Origin of the sequence: Rhodococcus sp. 05-339-2 (genome assembly GCF_002258965.1) — a bacterium.
Taxonomy (GTDB): domain Bacteria; phylum Actinomycetota; class Actinomycetes; order Mycobacteriales; family Mycobacteriaceae; genus Rhodococcoides.
In genome coordinates this window covers 89,082-105,877 of record NZ_NOYW01000008.1, presented here as the reverse complement: position 1 = coordinate 105,877, position 16,796 = coordinate 89,082, and the positions used below count along the sequence as shown (strand labels likewise).

The 16,796-nt window shown below is 63.9% G+C and carries 17 protein-coding genes and 1 riboswitch; of the genes, 5 read left to right on the top strand and 12 right to left on the bottom strand.

All coding sequences use genetic code 11. The features are described from left to right. Positions 1-3 precede the first annotated feature (3 nt). The 7 genes from CH273_RS06730 to CH273_RS06700 form a co-directional block, all read right to left on the bottom strand. The gene (locus tag CH273_RS06730) at positions 4-1,440 is read right to left on the bottom strand and encodes an MFS transporter (protein WP_082322605.1); all 1,437 of its coding nucleotides are present in this window, start codon (positions 1,438-1,440) and stop codon (positions 4-6) included. A gap of 10 nt (positions 1,441-1,450) precedes the next feature. Further along, a complete protein-coding gene (locus CH273_RS06725; RefSeq protein ID WP_052049992.1) occupies positions 1,451-1,975 on the bottom strand; it encodes a GNAT family N-acetyltransferase in 525 nt (174 codons plus the stop codon). 16 nt (positions 1,976-1,991) lie between these two features. Then, positions 1,992-3,020 (bottom strand): FAD-dependent oxidoreductase, encoded by a 1,029-nt coding sequence (locus CH273_RS06720; protein WP_032397391.1) that lies wholly within the window; start codon positions 3,018-3,020, stop codon positions 1,992-1,994. A 7-nt stretch (positions 3,021-3,027) separates the two neighbouring features. Next, positions 3,028-4,005, bottom strand: coding sequence for an ABC transporter substrate-binding protein (locus CH273_RS06715; RefSeq protein ID WP_032397125.1), 978 nt, complete (start codon positions 4,003-4,005; stop codon positions 3,028-3,030). Between the two features lie 34 nt (positions 4,006-4,039). Next, entirely contained in the window at positions 4,040-4,837 is a 798-nt protein-coding gene (locus CH273_RS06710; protein WP_032397126.1) for an amino acid ABC transporter ATP-binding protein, read from the bottom strand. Beyond that, complete coding sequence (locus tag CH273_RS06705; RefSeq protein WP_032397127.1) at positions 4,834-5,799, bottom strand: amino acid ABC transporter permease; 966 nt, start codon at positions 5,797-5,799, stop codon at positions 4,834-4,836. The genes CH273_RS06710 and CH273_RS06705 overlap by 4 nt, the downstream gene beginning before the upstream one ends. A gap of 116 nt (positions 5,800-5,915) precedes the next feature. Then, a riboswitch (SAM riboswitch) is annotated at positions 5,916-6,009 on the bottom strand. 103 nt (positions 6,010-6,112) lie between these two features. Beyond that, a complete protein-coding gene (locus CH273_RS06700) occupies positions 6,113-7,468 on the bottom strand; it encodes an LLM class flavin-dependent oxidoreductase (protein ID WP_032397128.1) in 1,356 nt (451 codons plus the stop codon). 204 nt (positions 7,469-7,672) lie between these two features. Between CH273_RS06700 and CH273_RS06695 the strand changes: the two genes are divergently transcribed. The 4 genes from CH273_RS06695 (at position 7,673) to CH273_RS06680 (ending at position 11,051) form a co-directional block, all read left to right on the top strand. Then, positions 7,673-8,011, top strand: a complete 339-nt coding sequence (locus CH273_RS06695; protein WP_371828383.1) for a WhiB family transcriptional regulator — start codon at positions 7,673-7,675, stop codon at positions 8,009-8,011. An 87-nt stretch (positions 8,012-8,098) separates the two neighbouring features. Beyond that, on the top strand, positions 8,099-8,857 hold the full coding sequence (locus tag CH273_RS06690) for an HAD-IIA family hydrolase (protein WP_094631006.1): 759 nt from the start codon (positions 8,099-8,101) through the stop codon (positions 8,855-8,857). Continuing rightward, complete coding sequence (locus CH273_RS06685) at positions 8,857-9,930, top strand: isochorismate synthase (RefSeq protein ID WP_032397132.1); 1,074 nt, start codon at positions 8,857-8,859, stop codon at positions 9,928-9,930. The genes CH273_RS06690 and CH273_RS06685 overlap by 1 nt, the downstream gene beginning before the upstream one ends. 179 nt (positions 9,931-10,109) lie before the next feature. Further along, positions 10,110-11,051 carry a TauD/TfdA dioxygenase family protein gene (locus tag CH273_RS06680; protein ID WP_052049994.1) on the top strand — a complete coding sequence of 314 codons (942 nt, stop codon included), beginning with the start codon at positions 10,110-10,112 and terminating at the stop codon, positions 11,049-11,051. 5 nt (positions 11,052-11,056) lie between these two features. Here CH273_RS06680 and CH273_RS06675 read toward each other — a convergent pair whose 3' ends face one another. Genes CH273_RS06675 through CH273_RS06660 form a run of 4 tightly spaced genes read right to left on the bottom strand, consistent with a single transcriptional unit; the run spans position 11,057 to position 14,149 of the window. Next, positions 11,057-12,280, bottom strand: coding sequence for an O-succinylhomoserine sulfhydrylase (locus CH273_RS06675; protein ID WP_032397133.1), 1,224 nt, complete (start codon positions 12,278-12,280; stop codon positions 11,057-11,059). Beyond that, positions 12,277-12,690 carry a rhodanese-like domain-containing protein gene (locus CH273_RS06670; RefSeq protein WP_032397134.1) on the bottom strand — a complete coding sequence of 138 codons (414 nt, stop codon included), beginning with the start codon at positions 12,688-12,690 and terminating at the stop codon, positions 12,277-12,279. Before CH273_RS06670 ends, CH273_RS06675 begins: the two co-directional genes overlap by 4 nt. A gap of 36 nt (positions 12,691-12,726) precedes the next feature. Then, entirely contained in the window at positions 12,727-13,254 is a 528-nt protein-coding gene (locus CH273_RS06665; protein ID WP_032397135.1) for an Rv0361 family membrane protein, read from the bottom strand. A 34-nt stretch (positions 13,255-13,288) separates the two neighbouring features. Then, positions 13,289-14,149 carry a TauD/TfdA dioxygenase family protein gene (locus CH273_RS06660; protein ID WP_032397136.1) on the bottom strand — a complete coding sequence of 287 codons (861 nt, stop codon included), beginning with the start codon at positions 14,147-14,149 and terminating at the stop codon, positions 13,289-13,291. Positions 14,150-14,445: 296 nt separating this feature from the next. On the opposite strand from CH273_RS06660, the gene CH273_RS06655 reads away from it, so the two are divergent. Next, the gene (locus tag CH273_RS06655; protein ID WP_032397137.1) at positions 14,446-15,831 is read left to right on the top strand and encodes an FAD-dependent oxidoreductase; all 1,386 of its coding nucleotides are present in this window, start codon (positions 14,446-14,448) and stop codon (positions 15,829-15,831) included. Positions 15,832-15,898: 67 nt separating this feature from the next. Here the strand turns inward: CH273_RS06655 and CH273_RS06650 are convergent, their stop codons facing one another. Next, a complete protein-coding gene (locus tag CH273_RS06650; RefSeq protein WP_032397138.1) occupies positions 15,899-16,768 on the bottom strand; it encodes an SMP-30/gluconolactonase/LRE family protein in 870 nt (289 codons plus the stop codon). Positions 16,769-16,796: the final 28 nt, after the last annotated feature.

Below are 16,796 nucleotides of genomic sequence, written 5' to 3'. Positions count from 1 at the left end.
CGGTCACGACTTCAGGCCTTCGAGGCCTCGTCTACGACGCGCGTCGGCGATGGCGAAGACGAGCGACAACAACAGCATTGCGAGACACACTCCCAGTCCAGCGGCGACGGCCCGGCCGTAACCACCCGTCGAGGACCCGAGTATCCCGAGATAGATCCCCGATACCGCCGCCAACGCAACTGTCGCCGAGAGTCGTTGTGACAGTTGCAGGAAAGCAGCTGCGACGCCACTCGCCCCGGCCGGGGCGTACTCGAGGGTCAAACCACGATTGGGTGCGTCCACCAGACCGCTCGCGACCCCCGACACGGCCGCAAGTACTACGAAAACGATCACCACATGTTCTCGCGGAACGGTATTGACCGTACCGATGTACCCGGCGACCACTGCGATTTCGACGACAACCGCCCCCACCACCGCCGAACGTCCGAACCTCGACACCAGCCGCCAACCGAACGCCGAGGTGACGGCCATCATCAGCGAACTCCCAGCCATCACCAGAGCCGCACGCAGAGCACTGAAGCCGAGTCCTTCGATCAGATACAGGCTGAGCACCGCGTTGAGGGCCAGCACCGCGCCGAACCAGAACATCGCCACCAACGTGCCCAAGACGTAACCGCGTCGAGCCAGAAGCTCAGGCAGCAGAACGGGCACACTCCCGCGTGCCGCGAAACGCCGCTCCCACAACAGGAACCCGACCAGCATTGCGCCCGAGGCAGACACCGACAACACCTTGAACACGAACGCCATCGATGACACCAATGGAAGCAACAGCAGCAGCGTTGCAGTACCCAGCGCGAGCAACCCCACGGAATCGACGCGGACACCCTGCCGAGCAACGCGATCCGGCCGCAAATACACCACAGCGAGGATCAACGTCACCACCGCGAACGGTACGTTCAGCATCAACAACACTCGCCAACCGACATCCGGATCGAGCCGGCCGAGCAATGCGCCACCGAGCACGGGACCACACAGCCCGGCCATACCGCCCGCCGTGCTGTACGCGCCCAACGCCCGTGCTCGTTCCCGACCGGAGAACCGATCGGTGATGATGCCGAGCACCTGAGAAGACACCACTCCGGCACCCACACCCTGGCCGAGTCGAGCGGCCACAACCATCCACGGGTCGGCAGCCATCGCGCCGAGTAGCCCCATAACCGAGAACAATGCGAGCCCGCACAGGAACAACCGGCGACGACCGATCACGTCTCCGAGCCGTCCTGATGGGACCAGCGCCAACCCGAACGTCAGTGTGTAGCTCGCCAGAATCCACTGGACCTCGGAGGTACCGGCATCGAGCGAACTACGGATAGCGGGTATCCCGATGCCCAGGACGGCCGAGTCGAGCAAGGTAGTGAAACCTGCGGCGGCGCATACGATTGCTTCTGCAGTGGTGCCGGCGCTTCGAGTGTCCAGTCGTGGCGCGGGTGGGGCACTCACTGCAACGGGCTCATTCGAGACTCTTCTCGAAGGGATGTGATCCCACAGTCCTGGACGGCAGGCTCCGGTCGTACAGTGGGGTGTATCCGGCTGACAAGTACAGCGCCACAGCCTCGGGCTGGTTCCAGCCGGTCGTCAGATAGACGCGGCGATATCCGCGCTCACGTGCGCTGCGTTCCAGCTCGGCAACGACACGCTTGCCGAATCCCCTGCCGCGGTGCTCTTTCGAGGTCCAGATACGTTTGAGCTCAGCGGTATCCGAGTCGTACTGCCGGTACGCACCTCCCGCCACAGGAACGCCGTCGGACAATGCTATGACCAGCACACCGCCCGGCGGGACGAATTCCTGTGCGGGATACGACTTCAATTCTTGGTACTGAACGCCGGGACTACGGCCGTACCTGGACGCGTATTCGTTCGCCAGCTCCTGGAGCAGAGGCGTCGCGAGTGGATCGTTCTGATCGACTTCGACGAAGGTAAGCCGCCCTGGACCGGCATCGCCAGTGCGGGTGTTCAGGTCGAACGTTGCGCTCATGTGCTTCCTGTCTCGTCTATCCGTCGACCAGATCTGCGACCAGTTCCCCGACCGCAGGGGCGAACTTGAATCCGTGGCCCGAGAATCCCGCAGCGACAACGGTGTTGCCTGTGCGTCCGATGGCGAAGTTGGAATCGGGCGTACTGGTGTACAGGCACGTCAGCGGGTCGGCCGTATCGGCGTTCACTCCCGGGAGCCAGTTGCGTGCGTACGCGATCAGGCGATCGACTCCCGCTGGTTCGGGCACGAAGTCGCGGGTGTGCGGATCGACGACCGGTCCCGTGGCGTGTTCGCCGATCTTGATGCCGTCGAGTGAGGACAAGCCGTAGATGCCGGCCGTATCCAGAAGTGCACCGGGATGATGAATGAAGGTCGGCCACTCCACGTCCGGGCACAGCGGTACGAAATGTGCCGGCTGTTCCTGGGTGGTGACCAAAGGTGGAATCACTCCCTGCGGCACGAACTCGGATGTCCACGCTCCTGTAGCGAGGACGACCACGTCGGCCACGTAGGTGCGAGTGTCCGTCACCACGTCGGAGCCGGAGAGCTCGCGCACCGGCGTCTCGTATTCGACGGTCGCACCGCGAGATCGAGCTGCTGCCGTTGCTGCGGCGACGCTGCGATCAGCGTGCAGTCGCCCGGCCTCGGCATGGAACAGCACAGTGGTGTCGAATCGAAGTCCGGTCCACCGCCGCTGCGCAGCAACCGGTTCGAGAACCTCGAACTCGAGCCCGGCTCGCTTCAGTGCGTCGATCCTCGGATTCACCGTCGCCGGATCTCCATGATCCACAGCCCCTGTGATGTCCAACAAGTCGGTGTCGGTAGCGGTTTCGAGATCTCGCCAGAGCGTGTGCGCCCGAGCGGCCAGTGATACGTAGTGGTCGTCGGCGTAGGCATGCCGAAAGATCCGCGAACTGCCGTGCGAGGCACCGTTCTTGTGTCCCGGACCGAATTGCTCGAGCACGGTGACGTCGTGCCCGCGTTCGGCGATCTGCCACGCCGACGACGCTCCGACGATGCCGCCGCCGACGACCACTACTTTCACCGTGTACCTACGCTGCGGGCTTGCGAGGCAGCCCGGGCGGATTGATGACGGACTCGGACACGGCCTCGGACTGAAGGCCCCACCGATCGATGACCCGCTGGTAGCTGCCGTCGTCGATGGCATGTTGCAGTGCCTCGTGGATGGCCTCGATGAGACCGTTGTCCTTCTTGGTCAGGACCGCGATCTCGCCCTGCAACGCATCGCCGGCCCCGGAGAACGTCCCGACGACCTTCGATTCCCCACTGGTTGCCGCGTGGTAGACGGCAGAGGGGTTGGGGCCGAGATAGCCGTCGATTCGCTTCGATCCCAGCGCCAGGTAGTAATCGGACGTGTTCTGGTAGTAGGCGAGTTCCGCCGGCGCGAGACCTTCGGCCACGTTGGCCTCGTTCCAGTCCACCAGCAGCTGCTCCTGGTTGGTGCCGGAGCCGACGCCGATCTTCTTGCCTGCGATGTCCTGACGCTTCTCGACCTTCCAGTCGGCGTCCTTCTGGGTCTCGAAGGCGAGGTTGTCGAGACGGTACGTGGCGAAGTCGTACTTGTCCTTGCGCTCCTCGGTGACCGTGACGTTGGAGATGAACACGTCGTTCTCACCGGAGTCGATCTTGACGAAGTTCTGCGACCAGTCGGCAACCTGCAGATCGACGTCCAGCCCGAGAATGTCGCCGACGAGGTAGGAGAAGTCGACCTCTGATCCGACGATGGTGGTGTCGTCGGTGGCGTAGAAGCGCAGCGGCGGCGCAGTTCCGCCCGAGCCGGTGACGATCAGGGTTCCTCGGTCCCGAATGGCTTGGGGCACTTTCGCTGCGATCTCGTCGACCTTGTCGACCCGGACTCGTTCGGTCTGCTCGGGCGAGAGGTCGAAGCTTTGTCCCTGCTCGGTGACGACCTGCGACTCGGCCGCGGGTTCGCTGCAGGCGGTCGCAGTGAGCGCCACGATGGCCAATGCTGCGGCCATGACCGTCAGCCTGCGTGATGGTTTCGACATGGGTGTTGTCCGTCTTTCGCTGAAGTGAGGTGGTTTACAGAACGTGGGAGAGGAAAGCTTTGGTCCGCTCGTGCTGCGGCGAATCGAGAAGTGTTGCAGGAGGTCCTTGTTCGACGATCACACCGGAATCCATGAACACGACGGTGTCGGCGATCTCGCGGGCGAAGCCCACCTCGTGCGTGACGATCACCAGAGTGGCACCGTCGCGGGCGAGTCCACGGATGACTTCGAGCACCTCGCCCACGAGCTCCGGATCGAGCGCCGAGGTGGGCTCGTCGAACAGAATTACTTTGGGGCGTAGCGCGAGTGCCCTCGCAATGGCCACTCGCTGCTGCTGGCCACCGGAGAGCCGACGAGGGTAGTCGTGCGCTTTTGCGGCGACACCGACCCGCTCGAGCAATGCCAGTGCCTCGGGCTCGACGTCCGCACGCTTACGCTTCTGCGCCGAGATCGGTGCCTCGATGACATTCTCGAGCACCGTCAGGTGCGGGAAGAGGTTGAAGTTCTGGAATACGAAACCGATCTGCGAACGCTGGCGCAGGATGTCGCGATTGCTGAGCTCGTGCAGCTTCGAACCCTTGCGCCGGTATCCCACCAGGTCTCCGTCGACGCGAACGGTGCCCTGGTCGACCTTCTCGAGGTGGTTGAGGGTACGGAGCAGCGTGGACTTACCGGATCCGGACGGGCCGATGATCACGGTGACCTCTCCGGGGCGAACGGTCAGGTCAACGCCCTTCAGAACTTCGAGGGCACCGTAGGACTTGTGCACCCCGCGCACTTCGACGGCGTACTTCGTTTCCGATCTGGACGTGCCGGCATCGAGCGTGGTCATCGTGTTGCTCCTCGCGGGGCCAGGGTGATCTCGGCCAGTTTCTTCCGTAGCTTCTGAATCGGCGTGAGCTCGATGGTGCGGACGGCCCCCTTGGCGTAGTGCCGTTCCACGTAGTACTGCACCACCGACAGAATCGAGGTGAGAATGATGTACCAGACGGTGGCCACCATCAGCAGCGGTACGACTCGGCCGCTTCGGCCGTAGATGACCTGAACCTGATAGAACAGCTCGGCGATGGCCATGACGGAGACGATCGAGGTGCCTTTGAACAGGCTGATCACCTCGTTGGCGGCGTTGGGGAGAATGCCTCGCATCGCCTGTGGGAGGACGATCTTGAAGAACTCTCGGCGCTTCGGAATACCCAGTGCTGCAGATGCTTCCAGCTGCCCCTGGTCCACCGAGATGATTCCGGCGCGGACGATCTCGGCGGAGTATGCAGCCTGATGCAGGGCCAGTCCGATGATCGCAGCTGTCGAGCCACTGATGACGTTGTTGACGTCGAACTCGAAGAAGCTGGGACCGAACGGAATCCCCAGCGACAGGGTCTGATACAGGTACGCAATGTTGAACCAGAACAACAGCTGCACGATCAGTGGAATGGATCGAAACGCCCAGATGTAGAACCACGAGATCACCTGCAGGACGGGATTGTTCGACAGCCTTGCCACCGCTAGGGCGATGCCGAGGGCGAAGCCGATCAGGGTCCCCCAGAACGTGAGCTGGATGGTGAGCCACAGAGCCGAGAGCACCGATTTCGCCGTGAAGTACTGAGCGAAGGTGCCCCAGTCCCATCCCGCATTGGTGGCCAACCCGTGCAGGAACTGAGCGACCACGACCAAGGTTGCGACGCTGATGACCCAACGCCACGGATGCCACTTCCTGGCGACGACGAGTTGCTCGTCCGGCAGTTCTGCGGTGTCGCTCGAACCGGTGGATGTCGGCGAGGTCTGTAGTTGCGTCACCGGAGCCGCCGGTGCGGATGGGCAGCGATCATCGCTGTGGTGCCTTTCGAAAGGGTGGACTGTGAGTACGCGAACCGGTCAGGCGGGCGTACGGATACAGGTGTTCATCAGCAGTTCCTCCATCGGTCCTGGCGGTAGCACCCACACGCCCGAGGGCGGGGTTGCTGCGACGTCGTAGAGCCAAGGTCTCTCGGTCGCTCTGGATGGTGACAGGAATGTATAGAACGTCAGATTGAAAAGTCAAGTGCGCGTGGTCTTTCGGGTTGAAATCACGATGATTTCAACCCTTGCCACGTTTCCGAACTGCCTGGTGTCAGCTGAAAACGCCCCGGTATCGGGCAGCCGGATGCGACGCGGGCAGTCTGTCCCGGCCGGTGAGTTTGGCTCGGACGGTGCCCCGGCCGTACTCCCGTTGCGCCAGCCCGCGTTGCCGAAGAACCGGCATCAGATGTTCGATGAATTCCAGGTAGCTGCCCGGGATCGTCGAGTTGATGACGTTGATCCCGTCGACGCCGGCGTCGCGCCACTGTTCGAGACGATCGGCGATGGACTCCGGCGTTCCCACCACCCGCCCGCTCCGAGTCCGCATGTGCGCCAGATCCCGAACGGTGGGTTCTCGATCGGTGATCGCCTCGCGTAGCCACGCCAACGTGCTCTGCGAGCCTTCTCCCTGCACCTGACCGATCGGGGTGTCCAGATCGTAGGAGCCCAGATCTATGCCGATCCCACCCGCAGCGTGCGCGATCATCGCCTCGTCGTCGACGTATTCGTCCAACTCCGCTTCTCTGCGTCGAGCTTCGCTCTCGGTACTACCGATGACGAACGACAGACCCTGGAAGAATTCGAGGTCTCCGGGGGACCTCCCTGCCTCGACGACCAGACGGCGCGTGTCGGCGATGAGCGAGCGCGCGGCCTCGGGTGTCGGAGAGGCGATGAACTGGGCCTCGGCGTTGCGCGCAGCGAAGCGTCGGCCCGTCGGCGATGATCCGGCCTGGAACAACAACGGTGTCCGCTGCGGAGACGGAGCCACGAGATGCGGGCCCTCGACGCTGTAGCGCGCACCGACATGGTCGATCTTGTGCACCTTCGAGAAATCACCGTGTCGACCGGATGCTTTGTCCTGCAACAGAGCTCCGTCGTCCCACGACCCCTCCCACAGCTTGTACACGACGTCGACGTACTCGTCCGCCCAGGCGTATCGATCCTCGTGCAGAGCCAGATCTCCGTAGCCGAAGTTGCGCCAGGCGTTGGGTGACAGGCTCGTGACGATGTTCCAGGCGATACGGCCGTTCGACGCGTGATCGAGCGTGGACATCTTCCGCGCGAAGTTGAACGGATGCTCCTGCAGAATCGACGAGGTCAAGGCGATCCCGAGATGCTCTGTCGCGTAAGCGATCGCCGACGCGATCACGGTGGGATCGTTGCTGGGAATCTGCAAACCGGACTCGACGAACTTCTCCCACGAACCTCGATGGTCGTCGTACAGCCCCACGACATCGGCAAAGAACACGAAATCGAACTTGCCTCGCTCGAGTTGTTTCGCCAACGACACCCAATGCTCCAACGAGGAGAAATCGGACTGCTCCGCTTCCGGCTTGCGCCACGCACCGTGCACGATATGAGAGGTGGTGTTCATGACGAATGCGGAGAACCTGAGCGGCCGAGTCATATCTGCACCTTGCCACGAATCCCCACGACCCGGCGATGCTGCAACACTCCGCAGCCGTCGACAACGCACCGACCCGCAGCCCCTCGAATCAGCCTGATTTCAATCATTGCGTCGCACCATCGACCCGGCGAGCCTTTTCGGTAGCGAATCGTTCTGTGCGGGCCGGGTCTCGCGCAGCGTCGACGAAAGGAATGGGTCGCCACGATGCCGAACAACTCTGCCACGTCGAAGAACACCGCAATCGCCATGATCGAACGCAGAATCTCCTCCACCACCGAATCCTGGGATTGGCAGGTCGACGCACTGTGCCGAGGACAGGACTCGGAGATCTTCTTCTCCCCGTCCGGCGAAGGCCGCTCGGCTCGCCGCGCACGGGAGGACCGCGCGAAGCAGGTGTGCGCGGGCTGCGGGGTCATCGACGAGTGCCGACGATTCGCACTGGCCGCCAACGAACCGTTCGGAGTCTGGGGCGGAACGACAGCCCGGGAGCGACAACAGCACCGAGCCAACTCCCGGCGTGCGGAGGAACTGCAGGCGAGTTAGTACCGTAGTCGCGCCTTCGGTGCGACCGCCGTAGTTCACAATGGATGGGTGAGCGAAACCGAGAAGCCTCAGCAGTGGACGTACCTGATGGACATGGACGGCGTGCTCGTCCACGAGGACCACTTGATCCCCGGTGCCGACACGTTCCTCGCCGAGCTGCAGGCCAACGAGATTCCGTTCATCGTGCTGACCAACAATTCGATTCGCACCCCCCGTGACCTGCGCGCGCGTCTCGCATTCACCGGTCTGGACATTCCGGAGAAGTCGATCTGGACCTCCGCCCTCGCCACCGCGACATTCCTGGGCAATCAGCGGCCCGGTGGTAGCGCCTACGTCGTCGGCGAGTCGGGTCTGACCACCGCCCTGCACGACATCGGCTACACCCTCACCGACTCCAGCCCCGATTACGTGGTGCTCGGCGAGACCCGGACGTACTCGTTCGAGGCCATCACCACCGCCATTCGTCTCGTCGAGAGGGGTTCGCGCTTCATCGCAACCAACCCCGATGCCACCGGCCCGTCCCGCGAGGGGTCACTGCCCGCCACCGGTTCGGTGGCCGCGCTGATCACCAAGGCCACCGGTAAGGAGCCGTACTACGTCGGCAAGCCCAACGCATTGATGATGCGGTCGGCCCTGCGCGCGATCGGCGGACATTCCGAGAACACGCTGATGATCGGCGACCGGATGGACACCGACGTGCTCTCGGGCCTGGAAGCCGGACTGCAGACCATCCTGGTCCTCACCGGGATCTCGACGGTCCAGTCCGTCGAGCAGTACCCGTACCGGCCGACCAAAGTTCTCGATTCCGTCGCAGACCTGGTGGGCCGCACGCAGAACCCGTTCTGATGACTCTCGAATTCGTTCTGTCCCGCCATGATCACCACGTCGTCGGGCTGGGTGTCCGGCACGCGTTTCCCGATATCGCCGACGCGGTCACTGCGGTGCGGGACGGCCGAAATGTCGTCGGCGCAATCCCTTTCGACATGTCCGACGCCACCGCCCTGATCGAGCCGGAGGAGTTCTACCGCCTCGACGGACCCTGGTCGACGGTCGATGCTCAACCGCCGTTGCCCGAGGTGACCGTCGCACGACAGATTCCCGATCCCGACGTCCACGTGCAGCGAGTGCGGGATGTCGTCGAGCAGCTGAAAGCCGGTGTGGCCGAGAAGATCGTCCTCGCGCGGGCCATCGAGGTGACCGCGAATTCCCCGATCGACGCTGCCTCGGTGCTCAGCGCTCTGGTCTCACGCGATCCGATGGGCAACGGATTCCTGGCGGACCTGTCCCCCGCCACGCATCGGGGTAGGCACATCGTCGGCGCGAGCCCGGAACTGTTGGTTCGCAAGCGCGGCAACATCGTCACCTGCCATCCGTTCGCCGGCACGGCCGCACGATCGACCGACCCCGACGAGGAAGCGCGCATCTCCGCGGCGTTGGCGGCCAGTGCGAAGGATCAGGCCGAACATCGCTTCGTCGTCGACGAGATCCGGGCTGCGTTGACGCCGTTCTGCGAGTCGCTCGACGTGCCCGCATCACCTCAGCTGAGCAGCACTCCGCAGCTGTGGCACCTGTCGACGCCCATCGTCGGCACCTTGGCCGATCCCGCGACCTCGGCGCTCGATCTCGCATTGGCGCTGCATCCCACGGCCGCAGTCGCCGGTGTCCCCCGAGCGGCGGCGATGGCGGCGATCGCAGACGTCGAGGGCTCCCGCGGCTTCTACGCCGGAGCGGTCGGCTGGACCGACGGCAGCGGCGACGGCGAGTGGATGGTCACGATCCGCTGCATCGAGCTCTCGGCAGACGGACTTTCGGGAACGGCCACGGCAGGTGGGGGCATCGTCGCCGATTCCAACCCCGACGCCGAGCTGGACGAGACCACGGCCAAGTTCCGCACCGTTCTCAGCGTGTTCGAGCACTGACGTTCACCCGTACACCGCGACCGATCGATCGTGGTGTCGAGATCCTGGTGTCGAGATCCTGGCATTGAGATCACGGTGAATCGAACTGTGTACATCCACGATCGACAGTGGTCAGCTTGTTGAATTACGCACTGCGCCGGTGTGATTCGGGCAGTCTTCGACCAGCGAAAGGTATCGACATGTCGGTGGACACTCTTGCCGAGAATACGACAGCTCTGCGTGCGATCAAGATCGGCGGCAACCTCGGTGCCCGCATCGAGGGCGTGCGACTCGGCGGCGATCTCGATGCCGACACTGTCGAGTTCGTTCGTCGGGCTCTGCTCGAGCACAAGGTCATCTTCTTCGGCGGCCAGCACCATCTCGACGACGAAAGCCAGTATGCGTTCGCCGAATTGCTCGGGTCGCCGACCACCCCGCACCCGACGGTGACCTCCCGTGGCACCAGGACACTGGCCATCGACTCCGAATACGGTAAGGCCAACAGCTGGCATTCGGACGTGACGTTCGTCGATCGCATCCCGAAGGCCTCGATCCTGCGTGCGGTCAGCCTCCCGGAATACGGCGGGAACACCACCTGGGCCTCACAGACTGCCGCCTACGCTCAGCTGCCGGATTCACTGAAGGCGTTGGTGGACAACCTCTGGGCCACGCACTCGAACAACTACGACTACTCGGCGACTGCTGCAGAGAAGATCAGGAACGACAAGACCGAGGAGTACCGAAAGGAGTTCCAGTCCACATACTTCGAGACCGAACACCCAGTCGTCCGCGTACACCCCGAGACCGGCGAGAAGACTCTGCTACTCGGTCACTTCGTGAAGAACTTCATCGGATTGTCGACCAAGGAGTCGCAGACGCTGTTCGATCTCCTACAGAATCGAGTGACCAAGCTGGAGAACACTGTTCGCTGGACCTGGAGCCTCGGCGACGTGGCCATCTGGGACAACCGTGCCACCCAGCACTACGCCGTCGCCGACTGGGACGATCAGTACCGCCGCCTCGAACGCATCACCTTGGCCGGCGACGTGCCGGTACACCCGAACGGTGAGAGAAGCCGAGTGGTTGCAGGCGATGCCGCGCACTACTCCCTCATCGACAAACCGGTACCGGTGACACTCTGACCCAGCTACTTCAGCGCCTGATCCAGATCCCCGATCAGATCCTCGGTGTCCTCCAGACCGATCGAGATGCGTACGACGCCGTCGGTGATGCCCACTGCCGCACGGCCTTCCGGCCCCATCGCGCGGTGCGTGGTGGTCGCCGGATGGGTGATCAGTGTCTTCGAGTCGCCGAGGTTGTTGGAGATGTCGACGATGCGCAATGCGTCGAGCACCTCGAAAGCACGCTTCTTGCCCTCACCCTCGGGAGCGTCGAGCTCGAACGTCACGACGGTACCGCCGCCCGACATCTGCGACTTCGCCAGCTCGTACTGCGGATGCGACTGCAGGAAAGGATATTTGACCCATCTGACCGCCGGATGGCCTTCGAGGAACTCGGCGATCTGCAGCGCCGATTTCACCGAATGCCGCACCCGCACCGGCATCGTCTCCAAGCCCTTGAGCAATGTCCAGGCGTTGAACGGGCTCAGCGCCGGGCCGGTGTGCCGCATCAGAGTTTGCACCGGCCCTTCGATGTACTCCTTCGAGCCGAGGATCGCACCGCCGAGAACCCGCCCCTGGCCGTCGATGTGCTTGGTACCCGAGTACACGACCACGTCGGCACCGAGTTCGAGGCTGCGCTGCAGCAGCGGCGTCGCGAACACATTGTCCAGCACCACCGTTGCGCCGGCCGCATGAGCCAGCTCGGAGACGCGCCTGACATCGACCAACGACTGCATCGGATTGGACGGGGTCTCGAAGAACACCGCAGTGGTCGGCACCGACAGCGCCTGCTCCCACTGCTCGAGGTCTTCGCCGTCGACGAAGACGGTCTCTACTCCCCACCGCGGCAGAATCTCGTTGCACACCACGAAGCACGACCCGAAAAGACTACGCGCAGCGACCAATCGGTCACCGGCCTTCAGCAATGCACCCAACGCGGTGAACACCGCGGACATTCCGCTCGAGGTGCCGAAGCATGCCTCGGCACCCTCGATCAGCCGCAACCGTTCCTCGAACATCTTGACCGTCGGGTTGCCGTAGCGCGAGTACACGAAATGATCGATCTCACCGGTGAACGCCTGCTCGGCCGCACCGGCACTCTCGTACACGAAACCCGAAGAGAGATAAAGGGCTTCGGCGTTCTCGTCGAAGCCGGATCGCATCAGGCCGCCGCGCACTCCCAGCGTTCCCTGACCCACGCCCTCGGGCAAGGGCTTGTCGAATCCGCCGCCTTTGGGAAGGTTCGTCACGACTGCCTCCAAGGCAACCCGACCGCACGCCAACCCGTGGCTCCGCGGTGGCCGTCGGCGTCGGTGGCACCTTCGAAGCCGTCGAGCACGTTGTAGGACGGACCGATGCCCGCTGCCGTCGCGGCCTCGGCGGCTCCGATGGATCGCTGACCGGAGCGGCACAGGAACACCACCGGTCGATCGCCGTCCACGCCTGCGGCTTTGAGATCGTCGACGAAGTTGGCGTTCCGGGCACCGTCGGGGAAGCTGACCCACTCGATCAGGTGCGTCGGGCGGTCGATGCCGGAGGTGTCCGGAACTCCGACGTACTGCCACTCGGCGCGCGTACGAACGTCCACGAGCACGGCCTCGGGGTTGTTCTGCAGCAATTCCCATGCTGCCTCGGGGGTTATGTCACCTGCATACGTCACTGTTCCTGCCTTCCGCAATTCGTTCCACCGGCAACGTCACACATTGCACACCAGCCACTTGTCGTCGACGCGGAGGAACTTCCACACGTCGTCGGTCTGCGCTCCGGATTTCTCTTCCTTCAGCGGGACCGTGACCATTCCGCGGTCGCCGTTGACCTGATAGTCGGAGGGCACCCCGTCGATGGACGTCTCGCCGTTCCGCTCGACCTCGCCTGCTCGATCGGTTCGGTACTGCGCATCGTCGCCCGGAACGAGGCGCTCGACCTGATCGAAGCAGGTGTTCTGGCGCAGCAAGTCTGCGTCGCCGGTGTTCTGTGCCTCGAGGAATCCGTCGACGGCGTCGGTGAGCAACTGGGCCTGCGTCACGTTGTCCTCGGCAGGTGCGAACTTCGAGGCCGCGAAGATGCCGACGAGCAACACCACGACGACGCCGACGGCGAGGATGAACGGCCACGCGTTGGGCGGACGCTGCTCGCCGGAGTCGGCAGCCGCCTTGGACGCGTTGTTGCGCGCTTCCTCACGACTGTCGACCCACTGCTGCCTACGTTCACTCCACGACGCCATGCGGCCAATCTTCCTCGATCCGACGGGCCGGGCACTATCGGGGTCCGACGGGAATGTCTCCTCGCAACGTGATGCGGTGCATCTTGCGGTGCTCGGTGCCGTAGTCGCGATTGGCGTAGTGCGAGGTGCTGCGGTTGTCCCACAGCACCAGATCGCCCAACCGCCAGCGGTGCCGCACGATGTGTTCGGGCTTGGTCAGGTGCGCGTACAGCAGATCCAGAATTCCGCGGCTCTCGGCCTCCGACACCCCCACGATGTGGGAGGTGAAACCTGGATTGACGAACAGCCCCTTGCGGCCGGTTTCCGGATGGACCCGCACGACGGGATGTTCGACGGGGACCAGCGCGGTGACCTCCTTGCCGTCCCACACATTGCCTTTTCCGCCGCGCTTCTGCGCGAGGTAGTAGCCGAACTCGCGGTTGCCGTCGTGCATTGCCGTGAGGCCGTCGATCATTCGGCGGACCGGTGCGGACAGCGATTCGTAGGCGAGCTGACTGTCGGCCCAGTTGGTGTCGCCACCGTGCGGCGGTAGGACGACGGGACGCAGGATCGAGCCCATCGGCGGGCGTTCCATGAACGTGACATCGGTGTGCCAGACGTCGGCGAATCCGTTGTCCTGGCTGTCGAGGGCGTAGACCTCGGGGGCGACGTGACCGCTGTCGTGCACCGGATGACCTGCGGTGAGGTCACCGAGCCTGCGGCCGAATTCGATGTGGCCCGCGTCGTCGAGCGTCTGCCCACGCAGCACGAGAACCTTGTGTTCGACGAGGGCTCGTCGCACGGCGTGAATCTGACTGTCCGACGCCGACGCGACGTCGAGGCCGATGACCTCGGCACCGAAGCTCGGGCCGAGCTTGTCGAGAGTGAGAGTTGCGGTCTGTTCCAGAGTGGTCATGTGTCCTCGAGTCCGTGCACGGTCGAGCGCTGATCTTCGGCAGCGCTGCCGTCGAGAGAGGGGTCCCGTCCTGCTGAAGGAGGGGAAGGGGCGTCGGGTCTTGTCACCGACAACACATGTTGGTGCAGGTACGACAGAAGTCGACGGTGAACCGTCGGACCAGGTATGTCGTGTGCACAGAGCAATTCCTACCGGAAACCGGGAAATCCGGCAAGTTGCCCACTGCCCCAGCTCAGGTAGTCCTTAATTTATGCTGGGGTGTCCGCACTTCCCTCGAAGAAGGTAGCTCGCTGCACATGACCGATCAGACTCGTCCACTCCGCGTCGCCATCGTCGGTGCCGGACCGGCAGGCATCTACGCCGCCGACGCGCTCATGAAGTCCGACCACAATGTCAGCGGACCGGGCGTCAGCATCGACCTCTTCGAGCGCATGCCTGCGCCGTTCGGGCTGATCCGCTACGGCGTGGCCCCCGATCATCCGCGCATCAAGGGCATCATCACCGCCCTGCACAAGGTGCTCGACAAGCCGCAGGTTCGCCTCCTCGGCAACATCGACTACGGCACCGACATCACGTTGGACGACCTGCGCCGCTTCTACGACGCCGTCATCTTCTCCACCGGTGCCAACGCGGACCGCGCCCTCAACATCCCCGGCATCGACCTCGAGGGCAGCTACGGCGCCGCCGACTTCGTCTCCTGGTACGACGGCCACCCGGACGTGCCGCGCACCTGGCCGCTCGAGGCCGAGAAGGTCGCCGTCCTCGGTGTCGGAAACGTCGCTCTCGACGTCGCGCGCGTGCTCGCCAAGACCGGTGACGAACTGCTCCCCACCGAGATCCCCGCCAACGTCTACGAGGGCCTCAAGGCCAACAAGGCAGTCGAGGTGCACGTCTTCGGTCGCCGCGGACCGGCTCAGGCCAAGTTCACCCCGCTCGAGCTGCGCGAGCTCGACCATTCCCCCAACATCGAGGTCATCGTCTCTCCCGAGGACATCGACTACGACGAGGGCTCCGAGCAGGCCCGCCGCAGCTCCAAGCAGATCGACATGGTCGCCAACACCCTGCAGGACTGGGCCATCCGCGACGTCGGCAGCCGCCCGCACAAGCTGTTCCTGCACTTCTTCGAGTCTCCCCACGAGGTACTCGGCGAGGACGGCAAGGTCGTCGGTCTACGCACCGAGCGCACCGAGCTCGACGGCACCGGCAACGTCAAGGGCACCGGCAAGTACAACGACTGGGACGTCCAGGCCGTCTACCGCGCCGTCGGCTACCTCAGCCAGAACATCAGCCAGCTCCCGTTCGACGAGCAGGCAGGCACCATCCCCAACGAGGCCGGACGCGTCGTCGAGTCCCCGTCGTCCACCACGCCCGTACCGGCCACGTACGTCACCGGCTGGATCAAGCGCGGACCCGTCGGCCTCATCGGCCACACCAAGGGCGACGCCAACGAGACCGTCGCGAATCTGCTCGAGGATGCGCCGAGCTTCGTCGGCGCGGTCGAACCGGATCTCGATGCCGTCACCTCGTTCCTCGAAGGCAAGCAGGTCCCCTTCACCACGTGGGACGGCTGGTACCGCCTCGACGCGCACGAGCGCTCACTCGGCGAGCCCGAGGGCCGCGAGCGCGTGAAGGTCGTCGAGCGTGAGGACATGCTGAAGGCATCCGAGCCCGACAAGGCCTGAGTGCCTGCGGCAGTGGTGTGGTTGTGTGCCCCAGGGAGCGCACAACCGCACCACTGCGCGAAGCGCACTACACGCGAACCGCCAGCAACTTGCCCTCGGTCTCGATCTTGCGTTGATGCTCGTTGAAATCCGGTGCAGCGCAGACGAACAGCGTGCGGCCGTCGGATCCGCCGAGTCCGCAGGCGAAGACTCCGAGATCGAAATCGAGTTGCTCGAGAACCTCCCCGCCCTGCGCAACGTGCAGCACTCGCTGCCCCAGTGCGTCGGCGATCCACATCGTGCCGTCGGTGTCGATGCAGCATCCGTCGGCGGCCACTTTCACCTCCCCGATGGCCGTGGCCATGTCCGTCGACGACGGCAGTTCGCCGAACTTCGCCCAATCGCGGCGCTCCCCCAGTGACCCGTCCTCGGCGATGTCGAAGGCACTGACCCGATTGCCGACCGTCTCGTCCACCAGCAGTTCGCCCGACGCGGTGAACGCCATTCCGTTGGGGAAGTACAGATCCGACGCCACGACGTGCGCGGAACCGTCCGGGTCGACGCGAATCAGGTCGGCCGTCTCGACGGGCGCGAAGTTCATCAGATCGAAGCCGAAGTTGCCGATGTACGCGCGCCCCTGGGCGTCGACGAGCATGTCGTTGAGATTCGCCCGAACATACGTCGACAGATCCGCGTGCACGGTCAGCGAACCGTCGTGCTCACGCAGTAGCAACTTGTAGTCACGCATCGACACGATCAGCAGCCGCCCGTCGGGCAACCATCCCAGGCCCGACGGCTGATTGGGCACCTCTGCTTCGACTCGTACGTCGGAGCCGTCCTCGAGGGCGGACACGACGCGATGGGAGTAGAAGTCCGATACCCAGATCCTCCCCTCGTGCCATCTCGGACATTCGAAGTAGGTGTATCCGTCGAGAACGACTGTGGTCTCCGGTTTCATGTTTCGAATTCAAACACCGCGGACGGTG